The organism is Puribacter membranae (assembly GCF_055380425.1).
Map to the genome: position 1 here is coordinate 1310432 of NZ_AP040167.1, position 17686 is coordinate 1328117.

The 17686-nt window shown below is 52.1% G+C and carries 18 protein-coding genes and 3 tRNA genes; 7 read left to right on the plus strand and 14 right to left on the minus strand.

Annotated elements, in window-relative coordinates:
* Nucleotides 1-112 precede the first annotated feature (112 nt).
* Together ACZ41M_RS06375 and ACZ41M_RS06380 are read right to left on the minus strand one after the other, a co-directional pair.
* On the minus strand, nucleotides 113-667 hold the full coding sequence (locus tag ACZ41M_RS06375) for a hypothetical protein (RefSeq protein ID WP_464731961.1): 555 nt from the start codon (nucleotides 665-667) through the stop codon (nucleotides 113-115).
* A 112-nt stretch (nucleotides 668-779) separates the two neighbouring features.
* Nucleotides 780-1040, minus strand: coding sequence for a helix-turn-helix transcriptional regulator (locus ACZ41M_RS06380; protein ID WP_464731960.1), 261 nt, complete (start codon nucleotides 1038-1040; stop codon nucleotides 780-782).
* 255 nt (nucleotides 1041-1295) lie between these two features.
* Between ACZ41M_RS06380 and ACZ41M_RS06385 the strand changes: the two genes are divergently transcribed.
* Complete coding sequence (locus ACZ41M_RS06385) at nucleotides 1296-1580, plus strand: hypothetical protein (RefSeq protein WP_464731476.1); 285 nt, start codon at nucleotides 1296-1298, stop codon at nucleotides 1578-1580.
* 23 nt (nucleotides 1581-1603) lie between these two features.
* Nucleotides 1604-1969 carry a hypothetical protein gene (locus ACZ41M_RS06390; RefSeq protein WP_464731959.1) on the plus strand — a complete coding sequence of 122 codons (366 nt, stop codon included), beginning with the start codon at nucleotides 1604-1606 and terminating at the stop codon, nucleotides 1967-1969.
* A gap of 687 nt (nucleotides 1970-2656) precedes the next feature.
* On the opposite strand, the gene ACZ41M_RS06395 is transcribed toward ACZ41M_RS06390, so the two are convergent.
* Nucleotides 2657-3931, minus strand: coding sequence for a tyrosine-type recombinase/integrase (locus tag ACZ41M_RS06395; RefSeq protein ID WP_464731958.1), 1275 nt, complete (start codon nucleotides 3929-3931; stop codon nucleotides 2657-2659).
* A 276-nt stretch (nucleotides 3932-4207) separates the two neighbouring features.
* Nucleotides 4208-4294: transfer RNA gene (locus tag ACZ41M_RS06400), tRNA-Leu, on the minus strand.
* A 254-nt stretch (nucleotides 4295-4548) separates the two neighbouring features.
* Here ACZ41M_RS06400 and rnr point away from each other — a divergent pair.
* The gene (gene rnr / locus ACZ41M_RS06405) at nucleotides 4549-7038 is read left to right on the plus strand and encodes a ribonuclease R (RefSeq protein ID WP_464737488.1); all 2490 of its coding nucleotides are present in this window, start codon (nucleotides 4549-4551) and stop codon (nucleotides 7036-7038) included.
* Between the two features lie 100 nt (nucleotides 7039-7138).
* Here rnr and ACZ41M_RS06410 read toward each other — a convergent pair whose 3' ends face one another.
* The 3 genes from ACZ41M_RS06410 to lplT all read right to left on the minus strand — a co-directional run bounded on the left by ACZ41M_RS06410 (nucleotide 7139) and on the right by lplT (nucleotide 9436).
* A complete protein-coding gene (locus ACZ41M_RS06410; RefSeq protein WP_464731957.1) occupies nucleotides 7139-7537 on the minus strand; it encodes a hypothetical protein in 399 nt (132 codons plus the stop codon).
* Nucleotides 7538-7579: 42 nt separating this feature from the next.
* On the minus strand, nucleotides 7580-8107 hold the full coding sequence (locus tag ACZ41M_RS06415; protein WP_464731956.1) for an adenine phosphoribosyltransferase: 528 nt from the start codon (nucleotides 8105-8107) through the stop codon (nucleotides 7580-7582).
* 63 nt (nucleotides 8108-8170) lie between these two features.
* Nucleotides 8171-9436: a lysophospholipid transporter LplT gene (lplT, locus tag ACZ41M_RS06420; RefSeq protein ID WP_464731955.1), complete on the minus strand. Its 1266-nt coding sequence runs from the start codon at nucleotides 9434-9436 to the stop codon at nucleotides 8171-8173.
* Between the two features lie 270 nt (nucleotides 9437-9706).
* Between lplT and alr the strand changes: the two genes are divergently transcribed.
* Nucleotides 9707-10816, plus strand: coding sequence for an alanine racemase (gene alr / locus ACZ41M_RS06425; RefSeq protein ID WP_464731954.1), 1110 nt, complete (start codon nucleotides 9707-9709; stop codon nucleotides 10814-10816).
* A gap of 31 nt (nucleotides 10817-10847) precedes the next feature.
* On the opposite strand, the gene ACZ41M_RS06430 is transcribed toward alr, so the two are convergent.
* The 7 genes from ACZ41M_RS06430 to ACZ41M_RS06460 all read right to left on the minus strand — a co-directional run bounded on the left by ACZ41M_RS06430 (nucleotide 10848) and on the right by ACZ41M_RS06460 (nucleotide 16834).
* Nucleotides 10848-11981, minus strand: a complete 1134-nt coding sequence (locus tag ACZ41M_RS06430; protein ID WP_464731953.1) for a flavin-containing monooxygenase — start codon at nucleotides 11979-11981, stop codon at nucleotides 10848-10850.
* Nucleotides 11982-12106: 125 nt separating this feature from the next.
* Nucleotides 12107-12856, minus strand: coding sequence for a 3-oxoacyl-ACP reductase FabG (gene fabG, locus ACZ41M_RS06435; RefSeq protein ID WP_464731952.1), 750 nt, complete (start codon nucleotides 12854-12856; stop codon nucleotides 12107-12109).
* 87 nt (nucleotides 12857-12943) lie between these two features.
* Nucleotides 12944-13882 (minus strand): ACP S-malonyltransferase, encoded by a 939-nt coding sequence (fabD, locus tag ACZ41M_RS06440; RefSeq protein ID WP_464731951.1) that lies wholly within the window; start codon nucleotides 13880-13882, stop codon nucleotides 12944-12946.
* 40 nt (nucleotides 13883-13922) lie between these two features.
* Complete coding sequence (locus tag ACZ41M_RS06445) at nucleotides 13923-14909, minus strand: beta-ketoacyl-ACP synthase III (protein WP_464731950.1); 987 nt, start codon at nucleotides 14907-14909, stop codon at nucleotides 13923-13925.
* Nucleotides 14910-14924: 15 nt separating this feature from the next.
* Nucleotides 14925-15896 (minus strand): beta-ketoacyl-ACP synthase III, encoded by a 972-nt coding sequence (locus ACZ41M_RS06450; protein ID WP_464731949.1) that lies wholly within the window; start codon nucleotides 15894-15896, stop codon nucleotides 14925-14927.
* Between the two features lie 160 nt (nucleotides 15897-16056).
* Nucleotides 16057-16389: an RnfH family protein gene (locus ACZ41M_RS06455; protein WP_464731948.1), complete on the minus strand. Its 333-nt coding sequence runs from the start codon at nucleotides 16387-16389 to the stop codon at nucleotides 16057-16059.
* A complete protein-coding gene (locus ACZ41M_RS06460) occupies nucleotides 16382-16834 on the minus strand; it encodes a type II toxin-antitoxin system RatA family toxin (RefSeq protein WP_464731947.1) in 453 nt (150 codons plus the stop codon). The genes ACZ41M_RS06455 and ACZ41M_RS06460 overlap by 8 nt, the downstream gene beginning before the upstream one ends.
* Between ACZ41M_RS06460 and smpB the strand changes: the two genes are divergently transcribed.
* The 3 genes from smpB to ACZ41M_RS06475 all read left to right on the plus strand — a co-directional run bounded on the left by smpB (nucleotide 16820) and on the right by ACZ41M_RS06475 (nucleotide 17668).
* The gene (smpB, locus tag ACZ41M_RS06465) at nucleotides 16820-17368 is read left to right on the plus strand and encodes an SsrA-binding protein SmpB (protein WP_464731946.1); all 549 of its coding nucleotides are present in this window, start codon (nucleotides 16820-16822) and stop codon (nucleotides 17366-17368) included. The two genes, ACZ41M_RS06460 and smpB, sit on opposite strands and share 15 nt — an antisense overlap.
* Nucleotides 17369-17456: 88 nt before the next feature.
* Nucleotides 17457-17530: transfer RNA gene (locus ACZ41M_RS06470), tRNA-Gly, on the plus strand.
* 47 nt (nucleotides 17531-17577) lie between these two features.
* Nucleotides 17578-17668: transfer RNA gene (locus tag ACZ41M_RS06475), tRNA-Ser, on the plus strand.
* Nucleotides 17669-17686: the final 18 nt, after the last annotated feature.

The following is a 17686-nucleotide window of genomic DNA, read 5'->3' on the forward strand; positions in this document are numbered from 1 at the left end:
TTTTTGTTTTTGATCGAGCACACAGGACAGCATAACGCGGGGCGTGGGTAAAAAAACACGTGAAAAATAAATCGTTTGACACACCTTTTTACCCCGCCGCGCCGTGAGTGACCTACTTAGCCGACGGCTCAGACCGTGGATATTCGCGCTCCAGTTCGGCGTGCTTTTGTGCCTGCGCCACCGCCCGTACCATTGCTGATTGTTCGGCCTGCCCCCGCTCAGTGCAGACAGGGTACGCAAATTCCCCTAAATCCGACACATCCGCACCGCTTTGAGCCAATACCGCCGTCAATCGGTAAATCATCGCCTGAATGTCGGTCAAAACGTTCAAAGCCTGCTGACGCACGCGCTCACTCTCAATGCTATACTTCCCTTCATCCACGCCAAACTGAAACAACGTCCCCAGCCCTGAATATGCGTCACCAATCGCAACAATCGCCTCTGACACATCAAACGCATCATCGACCAGCCGCGATACAAAGGTTTTCAATATGGCCGCATCATCTACCGACAAACGCACCTCTGAAAAATCCCCCGTGGACAACATCGGATAACGACGTGTCAAAATCAATACAGGGTCATCGTTATCCAAACGCTTTGACCGCGCTACAAATGAATCCAAAGACACGGACGAACAACCCCGTAACACAGCACCAAAATCACGCATAATAAAATCCTTTCAATTCAAAACCCGCACCAGCGCGGGGTGAATGTAATTCCACAATGAAGGCGGATGATCCACACGCTCACCCATGCCCCAGCCTGCCAACAATACCGATTTACGCCGCATCATTCGCCCCCTTTGTCGCATCCCGCAGTTTCGGGGCAAGGTAGCCCATCGGGTCAGCAATCCAGCGGCGAACCTCACCCGCGTCCCACATAGTGCACCGCACGCTGAATCGAATCGGCGGCGGGGCCTTGCCCTCGTGCGACAATTTCCGCCACGTCTCACGACTCACCGGCAAAAACTTGGCGAACTGTTTCCAGCGCAGTTTCCCCACGGTGGGCAATTCGTTAATATCCACGTTATACGTCTTCATATAAAAACACCTTTCACTTGATTTACAAATGTAACGCCGTGCGTCACAGGGGGAATGGTGATTGATTGTCTAAAACCGCTCCACCCGCTATTTTGCACTTAGCCAAACACCTGATTTTGTAAGGGTTGCCGCGCTACGGGCGAATCTTTGCACTGGTGGCAAAAGATTACCCCCCCGCAAAAAATAAACTACGCGCAAACCCTGATTCTGTGGGCTATAATGGGCAATATGTGGGGATTGTGAAAGGGCGTGCGTATGGAAAATGAGGAAGAAAAGGACTGGATTGCGAAGCTCAAAAAATTCAAGCTATCACATCTATTAAATCCATCTTCTATTGTTATCGGTGCATCAATTTTGGCTTGTATGCTGGCACTAAGTGACCCATGGCAGGGCTTTGATCATTTTCTGACATCAGGCTTGATTTACTTTGGTTTGATGTTCGTTGTATTCATTGTTATCAGTCCTTTACTATTCCCGATTGCCTTAGCGATAGGGGCGGCAGAAGGTATATTTGACGCATTCAAATCAAAATCAGATTAATTAAGGCCGACCATTTTTTAACCATGTCCAAACGCAAAAAGCACCGCAAACACGAATACACCCCACCCGAACAAGACAAGCCTTTAGCGGCCGCTCAAATCATTACCGCATCGGCAATGGCCGCCGTATGGTTTGGTGGGGCTTGGTACTACGCCGGTGGCTCGTGGGGGCTGTGGTTTATTCTGGTGATTGTCTTGATGCCCTTCATGTATATGTTTGCACCAGTCTTTGCGGCCATCGGCTTAATCATCACCATCATCATAGAATCACTCAGCCACAAATTGGCCGCCGCACGCAAAGTTCAACACATCAACACCTCACGCCCCTACGACCTCGCAGAGATTCGCCAAAGCGCACGGCAGGCCGCCGGACTGTCCGACGAAGCCTAATGCCATGAGGTCAGTCGCAAACTAAACCGATTCAGCGGCCAAACAACCCAGCCACACACAGGCCACACAGGCCATCAAAATGCCGCACCGCAGGGCGTGCGCACCCTCGGATGAATATCGCTTTACCATCGCCCGACATATCTCAGCCAAACGCACCCAATCACCCGAAAAGCCCTTCAGTACAGGCCAGAACTAAACCAAATCATAGCTTTTCTATATAACCCGAGGTTATTATTGCGAGTCCTACGACCCGCAGTTTAAAGAATAACGTCAGGGACCCCGCCGCCTCATTGCCCACATACCACCAGTCGACCATGAGCAAGGAAGGGAAGATATTTATTGTTCCAAGGTTGTTCCAGAGTTGTTCCAAGAATATATGTGTATTCTGGAACAGACAATTATTAATATAATCAATCGGTTACGTTTTATTTTTCGCTTTGTTCCAGTGTTCCAACTTTTTTCGTATGTTCCGGCCTGTGAAAATTCATCCAAACACGCAAACCCTTGACCATCAAGGATTACAGACACAAATCACACGCCCACCGTGAACTTTACTGTGCACTATAAACTAATCCCAGTAAAGACGTGGCTTATCAGGCCATATACCTTTACTGGGATTCATCACCACGCACGCCCATCCGCCGCGCTATTTGCCTCTGCACCGCCTTCACCCGCTTGGCTACGGTGCTAACCAACTACTCTCAATGTTGGCCGTGCCACGCCCTCATATCGTTGCCCATAGAGATAGTCTGCCCATGTCTGCATCATCTCAATGCGTTCAGCCATGAAGTCCTTTGAACCATAGGCGCGTGATACTTCGTTACCTGTGAGGTGGGATAACTGTACCTCTACGATCTGCTCTGCATAGCCACAGCGGTTCATAATGCACTTCTTCGCCAATCCCCTGAACCCGTGTACATCCTGCACGCCCTGATACCCTAAGCGTTTGAGTGCGTTACTCATGACCGCATTGCTCATAATCGCAGTCTTGCCACCATTCATAGAGGGGAATAGATAGCGGCCTCCACCTGTGATTTTGCGTAGTTCTTTGAGCCTTTCAATCGCCTGGGTGGACAGCGGCACATAGTGTTCAGTACGCATTTTCATACCATAGCGCCGCCCGTCTGGTTCTACTTCATCGGCGGGGATAATCCACAATGACCGTTTAAAGTCTATATCGCTCCAACGTGCGCCGATTAATTCACCATGACGTACAAAGGTGAGGGCAATGAGCTGTAAGCCTATGCGCGAATGTGGCTCTTTTAGCCCGTCTATTGCCCTCAGTAGTTCCCCCACCTTGTCCAGTGTTACATGTGGATGGTGCTCAGTTTTAACCTTTGGCACAATGCTACCCACCAACACACCAGCCAGCGGATTATGCGGTATCAATCCATGCAGTTCAGCATGGGCGAATATCGCACGGCACGCCTGAAACATTTTGCGGGCGGTTTCGGGTATGCCCTTTTCAAAGGCAATCACTTTGAATACATTCAGGATGGTAGGCTTGTCGGTCAGGTGAGCTATGGGATAGAACCCCAGTGCAGGCAATAGGTGGTTTTCGATTTTCTGCCATTGTTTCGGGGCGTGGTTTTTGTCTGCCTTCATACTCCACACCGTAAACCAATCGCGTGCGACCGCTTCAAACGTTGCCCCCAGCTCCATGACCTTTTTAATTTTCGATTCTTTGCGCTCAATACTGGGGTTTTTGCCCTTTTCCAGCGATTCACGCATGGCCGCCGCTTTTTCCCTTGCATCCTTTAACGACACATCGGGATAAACCCCCAGCGAAAGCGTCTGCTGTTTCCCACCGTAGCGATACAGGAAACGCCACCACTTAGAACCATTCGGGTTCACAAACAGGTAAAGCCCGCCACCATCGGGGATTTTTTGCACTTTGTTGGTAACTTTAAAGGCCTTTACTTGAGAATCGAGTAGTTTCATTTTTTTATACCCTGTATTCATGCGGCTTTGCGCGGCGTTGTTGGTAACTTTTTTGGATAGATTCAGGTTCCATCTTAGAATTATAGAAAGTTACCAACAAAGTTACCAACAATTTTTTATCCACCCACCATTTCCCAACGTCGCCCACGTTTAGCAAAAAACCAGCAAAAATCAGCATTTAAAAGAAAAATCCCTCTGTAAACCGCATAAATACTGGACTTAGAAAACAAAAAACCCCGAAATCGCAGTGTTTATCGGGGTTTGCTTGCTAACCAGTGGTGTCTCTGGTCATAAAATTGGTGCCCAGGAGAAGACTCGAACTTCCACAGTATTGCTACCACTAGGACCTGAACCTAGCGCGTCTACCAATTTCGCCACCTGGGCATTAATTGAGTGATTAGTCACACGTTCGCCATAATTTTGCTGTATCGTGTACCAATCTATTTCAATCGAGGCTCGCATTATAGCGCGTTTCATTTTCTATAGGTACTATTTACTTTATTTTTTATCATAATTTATCAATGAAATCGAATTCTAAAAAAACGTTACAAAAAAAGAACAACACCACCTCTCACTCTACGCAGCCATCCACGACGGCTAAACCCCTTACGAGCCGCGTCAAAAAAAACCAACAATCCGTGGCTTTGCTGACACCTCGCGTGAAAAATACACCCGCACCGGCACCAGAGCCGACTCCTTCCACCCCCGCACCATCAGCCACACAAGGTACACGCATTGACAAAATGAGTGGTTTGCCGGGTAAATCGGCCATTTTTGATGTGATTTTCACCCACGCGTCGATTTATAAACGCCCGATCAATACGTTGGCGCTGGCGCAAGAGTTGGGCGTTCCGCCGGCAAAAGTGTCGGGTTTGCAAAAATTATTGGATCAACTGGCGCAGGCAGGCGACATTAAAATCTCCGCCAAAGGCCTGCTCTCGCCGAACAGCGAGCACAATCTGGTGTACGGCACGTTGCAAGCGCACCGCGATGGTTATGGTTTCATCATCAACCCGAATGGCGAAGATGTGTTTGTGAACGAGCGCAATATGAATACCGCATGGCACGGCGATAAAGTGGCCGTGCGCATCATTGGCACCGCGCGCAATGGCAAACGCGAAGGCGACGTGGTTGAGGTCACGGAGCGCAAATTATCGCAGGTAGTCGGTCACGTCATTTATGAAAATGGTGTCTGGCTGGTCAATCCGGACGATGTACGCCTGCGTTCCGACATTTTGCTCGATGCAAACGATTTGAACGGCGCAACGGCCAATCAAGTGGTCGTGGTGGCGCTGAAAACCTATGGCGACAGCTATGCCATGCCGACCGGTCGCGTGGTAGAGGTGTTAGGCAACGCCGATGATCCGGGCATGGAGATTGAAATTGCAGTACGCAAATTCGATATCCCGCATGTATTTTCCGAGGCAACCGAGCGTCAAACCGCGCAATTGCCCGATACCGTGATTCCGAGTGATTTAACCCATCGCGTTGATTTGCGCGATGTGCCATTGGTCACGATTGACGGTGAAGACGCGCGCGATTTTGACGATGCGGTCTATTGCGAGCCGATCAAACGCGGCCGCAAAACCACGGCCTATCGTTTGCTGGTGGCGATTGCCGACGTGAGCCATTATGTGCGTGACAAAACGCCGCTGAACGAGGACGCAGTTTTGCGCTCGACCAGCGTCTATTTCCCGCGTCGCGTCGTGCCAATGCTGCCGGAAAAACTGTCCAACGGTCTGTGCTCGCTCAATCCGCATGTAGATCGTCTGTGCATGGTCGCCGACATGGTGATTGATTTGGACGGGCAAATCACAGCATATCAATTTTACCCCGCCGTGATGCACTCAGCCGCGCGACTGACCTACACGCAGGTGTGGGAATACGTTTCCGAAGGCACGGGTGTGTTGACCGAGGCGCACAAAGCGGTTGCGCCGCACATCAAAGATTTGTACGCGCTCTACCAAATTCAGCTCAAGGCACGCGAAGCGCGCGGTGCCATGGAATTTGAAACCACCGAGACCTATATCGTGTCGGATGAGCAAGGCAAAATCAAGGAAATCTTGCCTCGCACGCGCAACGACGCACACCGTCTGATCGAAGAATGTATGCTGGCGGCCAATGTCTGCGCAGCAGAATTCATCGCGCAATGCGAACGTCCGAGTCTATACCGTATCCACGAAGGTCCGACGCCAGAGAAACTCGAAGCCCTGCGCCGCAATCTCACGCTGGCCGGATTGCGCATGGACGGCGGCGACAAGCCAACGCCCAAAGATTATGCCAAAGTCATGGCGCAGGTCGCAGGTCGCCCCGATGCCGTTACGTTACAAACCCTGTTGTTGCGTTCAATGCAGCAGGCAGTGTATTCACCCGATAACCAAGGGCACTTCGGCCTCGCCTACAGCGCATACACCCATTTCACCTCGCCGATTCGCCGTTATCCCGATTTGTTGGTACACCGCACGATCAAGGCGATTTTGCATGGCCAACGCTACGCTCCGCTGGTGGATGGTTTGAACCTGCTCGAAGACACACGCAAAAAAGTGCTTGCCAACGACGTTAAGCCATCATTGAACCAAAAACCCGCCCCGAGCGACGCGCAGCACAATGTCTGGGTACGTTTGGGCGAACACACTTCCATGTGCGAGCGCCGCGCCGACGAAGCCAGCCGCGACGTCACGCTGTGGCTCAAGTGCGAATACATGAAACAGTTCATCGGCGAAACCATGACTGGTCGCGTATCATCGATCACCCAATTTGGCGCATTCGTCACGCTCAACGACGTATTTGTTGACGGACTGCTGCATATCTCGGAGTTGGGACAAGACTATTTTGAATACGACGAAGCCAGTTACAGTCTAAAAGGTCGCGTATCCGGCAAAATCTACCGCTTGGGCGACGAGGTGCAAGTGCGCATTGCCGCGGTGGACTCCGACACGCGCAAAATCGATTTCGTCCTGGAAAGCCAACTGAGCTCGGGTGAGACCAAAAAATCGTCGCATTCGGGTCATCGATCAAGTGCTCAATCAGGCGCTCAATCTGCAAAAAAACCGCAAACCTCGGCAAAATCTGCGGAGCGAAAAGACGCACCCCAACGCAACGGCGACAGAAAGAGCAAACGCTCGTAATTCATGGTCGTATTCATCCGCAATGTTGATTCACAATGCAAAAAACCCCAGCCAATTGGCTGGGGTTTTTTTGATACGTCATTCGTAACGCACTACACCGTCACTTCAATAAGCGCGCCAAACTCTGCTCCGTCCACGCCGCATCCGCCGGATTCAACACCAAAAAGCCCGTGTTCACCTGCGCCGTCTGCGCATAGCTGCGACCATCCAAGGTAATGTCATACGGCTGACCACGCTTGGCCGTCTCGTTGAGCACAGCCACGCCACGGTCATTGAGCACGATCAGCAAATACGGCTTCGCATGCGCGTCCGTGCCCAAATGATACGAATACACCATGGAGCGATCCACCGCGATGGACTGACGCACGGCGGTTTCCGAGGCTTGATCCCCATGATTCGCATGGTGCGCATTATGCGAAGAGTGCTGCGCCATATTCTGACACGCCCCCAAGCCCAACACCGAACCAATCAAACAACTGATAAGTAACACACGTTTCATGGCATCCTCCCTATTGATTCTATTATTCTATTGATATGAGCATTAACCCGGAACAGTCAGTAAAGAATGACACGGATAACCGGCCAATTTTTCACGACCGCCCAACCCATCCAACTCGATCAAAAAGCTCAGGCCGAGCACATTGCCGCCCATCTGCTTGACCAGTTCGGTCACAGCGTGCGCCGTTCCGCCAGTCGCGAGCAAATCATCGACAATCCAAACATTCTCACCCGGCGCAATCGCATCGGTGTGAATTTCCAAACGATCCGTGCCATATTCTAAATCATAATCAAAACCAATTCGGCTAAACGGCAGCTTATTCGGCTTACGCACCGGCACAAAACCCGCATTTAACTCATACGCAATGGTCGGCGCAAAAATGAATCCGCGCGCCTCCGTACCGATCACTTTATCGATTTTCAGGCCGTCGCAATGCGACAGCAAGCCGCGAATCACCGCCCGCAAACCCTGCGCGCTTTGCAAGGCCGTGGTGATATCATAGAAAAGGATCCCCTTTTTCGGATGATCGGGAATCCGTCGAACCAAATCCAATAACTCAGCATTATTCATCGTACTGATCTCATACCTTTAAAAATACAAACAACCCCGCCACCGCCGATATCATTCAGAACATCAATGGTGGTCAGGCATCTCATCAATGAGTGCGTCGGCATTGTACCGTGTGCGATTATACAGATACCACACATAGATCAAAGCCATCAACACCGTAATTAATACCACAAAAATCACAATGGACTGATGCAAGGTCATACCCGAGTTTTTCAACAAATAGTACATGCCCAACATCACCAAAATACTCAAGTTCTCATTAAAATTCTGTACCGCAATCGAATGCCCCGCCGACAACAGCGTATAACCACGGTGTTGCAACATCGCATTCATCGGCACGAGGAAAAATCCGGCCAAAGCGCCAATCCCCATCATCAGCGGGAACGCCATCCAAACCGAGCGAATCCAAATCATGCTGATCAGCGATATACCAAAAAACATCCCGATCGGAATCACACTCGTGGCTTTCCGCATCGAAATATAACGCGCAGCCAATACCGCACCGAGGGTACTACCGACACCGACAAACGCCTGCATATACGAGGCCTGCTTCAAATCCTTGCCCAAATCCAACTGCGCCCAGTCCAGTACAATAAACTGCATCACCGCCGCCACCCCCCACAGCAGCGTGGTAATCGACAAAGTGATTTGCCCCAGTTTATCCGTCCACAACACTTTCGAGCTTTGGATAAACTCGCGGGTCAACGCCACCGGATGGATATGCTGCTTGCGGTAGCGCACACCACTATCCGGAATCATTTTGTTCAGAAACGCGGCGATGCCGTAAATCACACAAATCATTGTCACCGCTGTCAAACCGGGGCTAAGCGACCACGTTGGATAATGCCCGACCAGCCAAGTATGCACGCCGGGCGAGGACAAAAATCCGCCCAAGACCGTACCGAAAATAATCGACAATACCGTCAAAGTCTCAATCCAACCATTGGCCGCGACCAAATCCTTGGCCGGTACCAATTCCGTCACAATTCCATATTTGGCCGGCGAATACGCCGCCGCGCCCAGACCGACAATCACCATCGCCATCAACGGCGACACGCCCAGCAACATGATGGAACAACCGACCACCTTGATTAAATTGGTGATGAACATCACCGTACCTTTTGGACGCGAATCGGCAAATGCGCCGACAAACGGTGCAAGTACCACATACGCAATGGTGAAAAAGAATTTGAGCAGCGGTTCGGTATCGCCCGGCGTCGGATCATTCAAAATCTCGCGCAACAAGGCAATGCTGGCCAAAATTAAAGCGTTATCTGCTAAAGACGAAAAAAACTGAGCGGCTAATACGGTATAAAAAGGACGCTTCATATAAATGTGTGTATATTTGACTATTCTGACGTACTCGGAGCAACAGCGTCATATCCGCTACGCCAGCCGTGCGATTTTCATATTATTGGGAAACAGTGCAACCTGATCTTTATATCACAGAACGCCCCTATCCGTTATAAAGATTTTCACCCATACGCCTATTCATTAGCGTTGATCGCGCTCCGAGACTGCGTCCGCGCATGGATTTTTTACCCAAATCACTCTACAATGACACTCAGTCAATTTCAAAATTTTTAGTCAAAGCCCATCATGCCGCGTCCGATACTCGCCACCATCCACCTGAACGCCATCGCCCACAACCTCGCACAAGTTCGCCGGCAAACCGAGTTCAGCGAGACACGGATGTGGGTCGTGGTCAAAGCCAATGCCTACGGTCACGGTGTCAAAAACATCTATCCCGTATTGTGTGAGCGCGCCGACGGATTGGCCATGCTCGATTTTTCTGATGCCAAATTCGTGCGTCAAATGGGCTGGGAAAAACCCATCCTCATGCTCGAAGGCTGTTTCAGCGCGGACGACTACCGCAAAGCCTTCAAACGCAAACTCTCCGTCGTCATTCACCACCACGAGCAAATCGAATGGCTCAAAGCCGCGCTCCCATCCGCACACGAAGATGAAATCATTGATATATACGTCAAACTCAACACCGACATGAACCGCGTTGGTTTTGCTTGCGACGAGGTGGATGCCGTGTACGCGGAACTGCGCCAGCTACCACACGTCGGTCAAATCGGCCTGATGACCCACTTTGCCAACGCCGACCTACCACGCGGCGTGGATCACGCATTGACCCGATTCAAACAAAGCACCGAAAAAATCCGCCTGACACATCCGCACGCGCCCTTATCCATGGCCAATTCAGCCGCGCTTTTGACCCGACACGATACCCACGGCGATTGGGTACGCCCCGGCATCATGACCTACGGTGGCTCACCGTTTGCCGACAAAACCGCCGCACAATGTAATTTACAGGCTGCCATGACCCTTTCCAGTGAGCTGATCTCAGTGCGTACCATCCGCGCAGGCGAAGGCGTCGGCTACGGCTCGCGCTTCATCGCCCCGCACGACATGCGCATCGGCGTGGTCGCCTGCGGTTACGCCGACGGCTACCCGCGCCACGCCACCGATGGCACACCGGTGCTGGTTGACGGCGTGCGCACACAACTGGTCGGACGCGTCTCGATGGACATGCTCACGGTGGATTTAACACCGATTCCCGATGCACGCATCGGCTCATCGGTCGAACTGTGGGGGAAAAACATTCCGATTGACGAAGTGGCCCGCGCCTCGGGTACGATTGGTTATGAACTGATGTGTGCGCTCGCCCCGCGCGTACCGGTGCGGGTGCAAAACGAATGAGCCAACCGATACAACACCACAACTCGCCCAATCACGCCACTGATTGACGTTGAATCGTCTGCGCAATAAACCGCGCCTCATGCGCGATTTCGTGCAGCATCCCGTTCGGTGACAGATAAAAGCCGCACAAATACAAACCATCTTGCCCGACAAAACGCTGCTTTTGAATCGGCTGTTTCAAATCCGCCAAACGCTCATCCGAAATAGTCAACCACGCGCGCAAATTATGCCGGTAGCCCGTCGCCATGATAATCGCATCAAAGTCCTGCGCACGACCATCCTCAAAATACACGGCCTTCCCCACGATTTTCTGGATATTCGGATAAACCGTAATGTGACCTTCACGAATCAACCGCATCGTACCGATGTCCAGTAACGGCACGCGGTTCTCCTTGCGCAATTGTTCCGCTGGGCCATAGCGGTGCTTTTTCAAACCATATCGGGCAATGTCGCCAATGTAGTAACGAATAATCGGCCAATTGATTAAATCCGCGATTTTCGGCGGCATCCACTTGGTGAATTTACTCGCTTCCAAAATCGGCATGCCCCACAAATCACGCGGCAAAACGTTCACCCCCGAGCGTACCGACAACGACGGCGACGCACCATGCTCGTGCAGACAAATCGCCTGCTCACAACCCGAATTGCCAAAACCAACCACCAACACCTGCTGCCCCGCAAACGGCTGACCATTTTTGTACTCAGAGCTGTGTAACAGCCGGCCTGTATAAGTATCCAAACCCTCAAATTCAGCCATTTTCGGCTTGTGATTCATTCCCGTCGCCATAATCACATAATTCGCCAGATAATGGCCTTGGCTGGTCTCAACCCGCCACAGCCCATCACTTTGGCGTTCAATTTTCTGCGCCGTGGTATTGAACTGCGGATGCAGGTCATTCTCACGAGCATATTCGACCAAATAATCAACAACGGCGTTTCTCGGCGGATATTGCGGCTGATCTACGGGATAACTTTTACCGGGAAGCTGCGACCACTGTTTACTGGTGTGTAAATGCAAGCGCTCGTAATGATTGCGCCATTTTTGCCCGATGTGTTCGGCCTGCTCCAAAATCACAAAATCAGTCAAACTCTGATCTTTCAAGCATTTGGCGCAGGCCAAACCCGCTGCGCTGCCGCCAACAATCACCGTATGAACTGCGTGCATCGTGGGTCTCCCTTATGTTGTATTGATACTCGCATCATAAAACGAACCTTGAGGATATTCAACCGGCCAATAAAAAAGCCCCAACGATCCGTTGGGGCTTGGCAAGCTGAAAATATGCTCACATATTACATATCCATTCCACCATTCACGCCCAAGACCTGACCGGTGATGTAATCGGCTTGGCTTGAGGCGAGGAACAGCACGGCATTGGCAATGTCTTGCGCTTGGCCGAGTCGCGCCAGCGGAATTTGGCTTTGCAGCGCGTCAATTGCGCCTTCACCCATCGCTTGCGTCATATCGGTCGCGATAAAGCCGGGCGCAACGCAGTTCACCGTGATATTGCGTGAGCCGAGCTCTTTCGCCAGCGCACGAGTCATGGCTTCAACCCCACCTTTGGCTGCGGCGTAGTTGGCTTGCCCCGGATTGCCCATTTTGGCCACGACCGAGCTGATGTTGATGATGCGACCGTTGCGCGCTTTCATCATGCCGCGCATCACGCCACGCGAGAGGCGAAACACACCGCGCAGATTGGTGGCGATGACGTCGTCGAACTCTTCATCTTTCATACGCATGGTGATGTTGTCGCGGGTTATGCCGGCGTTGTTGACCAGAATGCCAATTGCGCCGACTTCTTGTTCAATTTGACTCAATACGGCATCGGTTTGCTCGGCGTCGGCGACATTCAGCACCAAGCCACGGCATTTCGGGTTAATGCTTTGCAAATCCTGCTCAATCACTTGTGCGCCGGAAGCCGATGTGGCGGTACCCACGACGGTGGCGCCGTGGCGCGCGAGTGTCTGCGCAATCGCGCGACCAATGCCGCGTGAAGCGCCGGTGACCAAGGCGATTTTTCCGTCCAAAGTTTGAGTTGTCATAGTGTTTCCTTCAGCAATTTTTTGTGATGTTAGATGAACAATGGTTCATAAAAAAACAGGGCGAACTTCGCCCTGCTCTATGCAAATTTAGTTGTTCAGTGCCGTGCGAATGGTATTCAGGCTGGCTTGGTCAACCAAGGCATGACCGGCCAGACGCGCGTCAATGCGTTTGGCTAAACCGGCCAGCACTTTGCCCGGGCCGCATTCGACCATATCGGTGACGCCTTGCTCGGCGATGAATTGCGCGCACTCAACCCAGCGCACGGGATGCCATGCTTGGCGTACGAGCGCGTCTTTGATGCGCGCCACATCGGTTTCTATGCGCACATCGACGTTGTTCACCACCGGAATTTCAGGCGTATGTAAATTCAATTCTGCCAACGCGGCTTGGAGTTTTTCCGCTGCCGGCTGCAACAAGGTGGAGTGGAACGGCGCAGACACAGGCAACACCAGCGCACGCTTTGCACCCGCTGCTTTGGCCAGTTCGCAGGCTTTTTCAACCGCACCTTTGTGACCGGCGATCACGACTTGGCCGGGCGAGTTAAAATTCACCGCCTCGACGATTTCGCCGGTAGCCGCTTGCGCATCGGCGCAAACTTGTTTCACCACCGCGTCGTCAATACCCAAAACCGCTGCCATGCCGCCAACGCCAACCGGTACAGCGTTTTGCATCGCTTGCGCGCGCAGACGTACGAGTTTGACCGCATCGGTCAAACTCAATACATTCGCCGCAGTCAGTGCGGAATATTCGCCCAAGCTGTGTCCGGCCATGATGTCGGGTTTCGCACCTCCCGCCTCAAGCCATGCGCGGTAAAACGCGACCGACGCAGTGAGCATCACCGGTTGGGTGTTCACTGTCAGGTTTAAATCCTCTGCCGGACCATTTTGCATCATCGCCAGCAGGTCAAGTCCGAGCGCGTCGGAGGCTTCGATGATGGTATTTTTGACTACGGACAAATCGGCCATGTCGTTGAGCATGCCAACGGCTTGCGAGCCTTGGCCAGGGAATACAAACGCTAATTTCATGAATACTCCGTTGAGATTTAATCAATATTAAGCCGAACGCTTAGAAACGCATCAAGACCGAACCCCAAGTAAAGCCACCGCCGACGCCTTGCATCAACACGGTTTGACCTTTTTTAATGCGGCCGTCGCGCACGGCGGTATCCAGCGCCAACGGCACCGAGGCCGCCGAGGTGTTGCCATGTTGATCGACCGTCACCACGGTTTTTTCCATGGGGAAGCCCAAACGCTTGCACGCGCTTTGGATGATGCGGATATTGGCTTGATGCGGGATGTACCAGTCCAGTTGCTCAATCGGCATATTCACCGCAGCCAGAGTTTCCTCGGCGCATTCGGGCAACACGGTCACGGCGGTTTTGAACACGGCCTGTCCGTCCATTTTGATGCGCGGATCACCCATCACTTTGCCTTGGCGAATTTTCGCGTCGCCGTACAGGACATTGGCCAACTCGCCGTCCGAGTGCAGTTTGCACGCGAGAATACCCGGCTCGTCCGACGCGCGCACCACCACCGCGCCCGCGCCATCGCCGAACAGCACCGCTGTCGTGCGATCTTGCTCATCGAGTACGTCGCTGATGGTTTCTGCGCCGATGACCAGCGCGGTTTTGATTTGTCCCGATTGAATCATCGAGTTGGCGACGGACAAGGCATAAACAAAGCCGGTACATGCCGCCTGCACGTCCATTGCGAAGGCGTTTTTCGCGCCCAATTTGGCTTGAACCAAGCACGCGGCCGACGGGAAAATCATATCCGGCGTGGAAGAGCCGATGATGATGAAATCCAACTCCTCGGCACTGACACCGGCCATTTCCAGCGCATTGCGCGCGGCGATCTCGGACAATACGCTCACCGGCTGATCATCGTTCGCCCAATAGCGCTGGGTAATGCCCGAGCGCTCGCGAATCCACTCGTCAGAAGTTTCCACACCCTGCCGCGCCATGCGCTCCACCAATACTTCGTTGGAAATCGGCTCGTTCGGCAAGCAACGCCCCGTACCGATGATTTGTGCGTAAATGGGCTTCTGACTCATAGTTATCTTTCTTCGTTAAAATCTAAACAAATTCGCACCCCAAGTGAACCCGCCACCGACACCTTGTACCAGCACGGTGTGTCCTTTTTGAATGCGTCCGTCACGAACCGCCGTATCGAGTGCCAATGGCACCGAAGCCGCCGAGGTATTGCCATGTTGATCCACCGTCACCACGACTTTATCCATAGGAAAGTCCAAACGCTTGGCCGTTGCTTGGATAATGCGGATATTCGCCTGATGCGGAATCAACCAATCGAGCTGCTCCGCGCTCATCTTCGCCGACTCCAGCACCTCAACCGCCACGTCGCCCAGCGCCGTGACCGCGTTTTTAAAGACCGCTTGACCATCCATATACATATACGGATTGCCGACCACTTGCCCGTTTTGAATCGAGCTGGAAACCTGCAAAATCGAATTCAAACGGCCATTGGCATGAATTTTACTGGCCAAAATACCCGGTTCGTCTGAGGCAGATAATACCACCGCTCCCGCACCGTCGCCAAATAAAACACAGGTTCCGCGATCGCGCCAATCAAGCATACGCGAGAACACCTCCGCACCAACAACCAGCGCCTTTTTCGCCTGACCCGCACGAATCATGGCGTCTGCCGTGGTCAACGCGTAGACAAAGCCGCTGCACACCGCCTGCACATCAAATGCCGCCGCATTGTCCGCGCCGATTTTCGACTGCAAAATACAAGCCGTGCTGGGGAAAGTCATGTCCGGCGAAGTCGTCGCGACAATGATCAAGTCAATCTCCAACGCGCCCACGCCCGCCATTTCCAAAGCAGATTGCGCGGCGAACATCGCCAAATCGCTGCTGGTTTGATTCGGGCTGGCAATGTGCCGTTGGGTGATGCCGGTGCGTGAGCGTATCCACTCGTCCGACGTTTCCACGCCGTCCTTGGCCAAGCGAGCGGCCAGCTCATCGTTGCTCACCGCCTCGTTGGGTAAATAACTGCCGGTACCGATAATTTTTGAATACATGATTGCCTCGCAATGCACTGATGATGCGTATTAAAGCCCCGATGACCTTTCATTCAGATACAGTAAAACAAAGGCAGGCGGGCTATTTCCGAGGAATATTGTACGCACAACCGAAACATAAAACAAAACACGGTCGTTCGCTTTTTTGCGCGATCAATTTTTATTTTTGATTATTTTTATTGAATTGACGCCATTTGCGCTTATCTCTCACGCTATTAACCCGATCTTTGCGGCTAACGCGCGGGTCAATTTTTAATGGCCGATAGACTTCCACTCGATCCAAATCGTGCAAAATCGTATCCAATGAACGACGATGACTGAAAATACCAACCACCAATTGCTCCAACGACCACTCCGGATGTGCGGCCAAAATTTCGCTGCACGCCAAAGCATCGCGCACCGTCGCGCCCTCCTGCATCGTTAATTCACGGCGAAACCATGTGGTGTCACTCTCAGCGTAGACCACACTGATCGAAATAGTCGGCTTATCCATACAGCGCTTTCGCCTGTTTCACAAACCCATCCATGAAGGTCTGTGCAATCACATTGAATACCGGCCCGATCGCCAAGGCAAACAACTTATTGGAAAACTCATAATCCAGATCAAACACCACACGCACACCCTGACCGTCCTTTTGCGCCGAGGCCAAAGCAACCGGTTCGAAGCGCCATTTACCGACCAAATGCTTGAACGGCCCATCGCGAAAACGCATCTCCATCGCCGACGGCGGCGTATTGCGATTCACCGTGCGAAACGATTGATGCAGACCACGAAAAGCGATTTTGATCGTCACATCCATACTCGTTTCCGTCCGATTGTGCATGGTCACACCGCCGCACCACGGCAAAAATTTCGGGTAATCCTCCACCCGCTCGACCAGATCGTACATCTGGGCTTGAGAATACGGTAACACAACGGTTTTATGAACTCGAGGCATAAGGCAAACTTTGGTACAATAGCAAAGATAATAAGCGGCATTGTAACGAAAAACCCCGCTAAAAACCACAGGAACACCATGAGCATCGTCAGCAACAAAAAAGCCTACCACGACTATTTCATCGAAGAGAAATACGAAGCCGGTCTCGTCCTCGAAGGCTGGGAGGTCAAAGCCATCCGCGCCGGTCGTGTCCAGCTCAAGGACACCTACGTCATCGTGCGCGACGGCGAACTGTGGCTGCTCGGCGGACACATCAGCCCGCTGCTCACCGCCTCCACCCATGTGCGCCCTGATATGACGCGTACGCGCAAACTACTGCTCAAAGCCGATGAAATCAAACGCCTGATTGGCAAAGTTGAGCAACGCGGCTTCACCCTCGTTCCGCTTGATCTACATTACAAAAACGGCAAAATCAAATGTGAAATCGCACTGGCGCGCGGTAAAGCGCAGCACGACAAACGCCACTCCGAAAAAGAACGCGAATGGCAACGCGAAAAACAACGTGTCATGAGCCAAATCAATCATCGGGATTAAAATTCACCTGATTCGTACACAAAAGCTCGCGCACAACGCACAAAATCGCTATAATAACGTCCTCAGTAATTGAGGTATAAGGATGTGCGCGGGTGTAGTTCAATGGTAGAACGAAAGCTTCCCAAGCTCTAAACGTGGGTTCGATTCCCATCACCCGCTCCAGCTTGGTGCATATCCGCAGTACACGTTGTACAATAGTAAAACGCAACAGAGAGGTGGATGAGTGGTTGAAGTCGCACGCCTGGAAAGCGTGTATACGTTCATAGCGTATCGAGGGTTCGAATCCCTTCCTCTCTGCCAAAGCTTTTTAAAAACAAC

Excerpts from the sequence above, each read along its gene's own strand:
- ACZ41M_RS06415 (WP_464731956.1), bottom strand. The coding sequence starts at position 8,107 with ATGAATAATGCTGAGTTATTGGATTTGGTTCGACGGATTCCCGATCAT.
- ACZ41M_RS06445 (WP_464731950.1), bottom strand. The coding sequence starts at position 14,909 with ATGAGTCAGAAGCCCATTTACGCACAAATCATCGGTACGGGGCGTTGC.
- ACZ41M_RS06385 (WP_464731476.1), top strand. The coding sequence starts at position 1,296 with ATGGAAAATGAGGAAGAAAAGGACTGGATTGCGAAGCTCAAAAAATTC.
- ACZ41M_RS06450 (WP_464731949.1), bottom strand. The coding sequence starts at position 15,896 with ATGTATTCAAAAATTATCGGTACCGGCAGTTATTTACCCAACGAGGCG.
- ACZ41M_RS06395 (WP_464731958.1), bottom strand. The coding sequence starts at position 3,931 with ATGAATACAGGGTATAAAAAAATGAAACTACTCGATTCTCAAGTAAAG.
- ACZ41M_RS06455 (WP_464731948.1), bottom strand. The coding sequence starts at position 16,389 with ATGGATAAGCCGACTATTTCGATCAGTGTGGTCTACGCTGAGAGTGAC.
- alr (WP_464731954.1), top strand. The coding sequence starts at position 9,707 with ATGCCGCGTCCGATACTCGCCACCATCCACCTGAACGCCATCGCCCAC.
- ACZ41M_RS06410 (WP_464731957.1), bottom strand. The coding sequence starts at position 7,537 with ATGAAACGTGTGTTACTTATCAGTTGTTTGATTGGTTCGGTGTTGGGC.
- fabD (WP_464731951.1), bottom strand. The coding sequence starts at position 13,882 with ATGAAATTAGCGTTTGTATTCCCTGGCCAAGGCTCGCAAGCCGTTGGC.
- ACZ41M_RS06430 (WP_464731953.1), bottom strand. The coding sequence starts at position 11,981 with ATGCACGCAGTTCATACGGTGATTGTTGGCGGCAGCGCAGCGGGTTTG.
- ACZ41M_RS06375 (WP_464731961.1), bottom strand. The coding sequence starts at position 667 with ATGCGTGATTTTGGTGCTGTGTTACGGGGTTGTTCGTCCGTGTCTTTG.
- ACZ41M_RS06390 (WP_464731959.1), top strand. The coding sequence starts at position 1,604 with ATGTCCAAACGCAAAAAGCACCGCAAACACGAATACACCCCACCCGAA.
- lplT (WP_464731955.1), bottom strand. The coding sequence starts at position 9,436 with ATGAAGCGTCCTTTTTATACCGTATTAGCCGCTCAGTTTTTTTCGTCT.
- smpB (WP_464731946.1), top strand. The coding sequence starts at position 16,820 with ATGAACTCGAGGCATAAGGCAAACTTTGGTACAATAGCAAAGATAATA.
- ACZ41M_RS06380 (WP_464731960.1), bottom strand. The coding sequence starts at position 1,040 with ATGAAGACGTATAACGTGGATATTAACGAATTGCCCACCGTGGGGAAA.
- ACZ41M_RS06460 (WP_464731947.1), bottom strand. The coding sequence starts at position 16,834 with ATGCCTCGAGTTCATAAAACCGTTGTGTTACCGTATTCTCAAGCCCAG.
- fabG (WP_464731952.1), bottom strand. The coding sequence starts at position 12,856 with ATGACAACTCAAACTTTGGACGGAAAAATCGCCTTGGTCACCGGCGCT.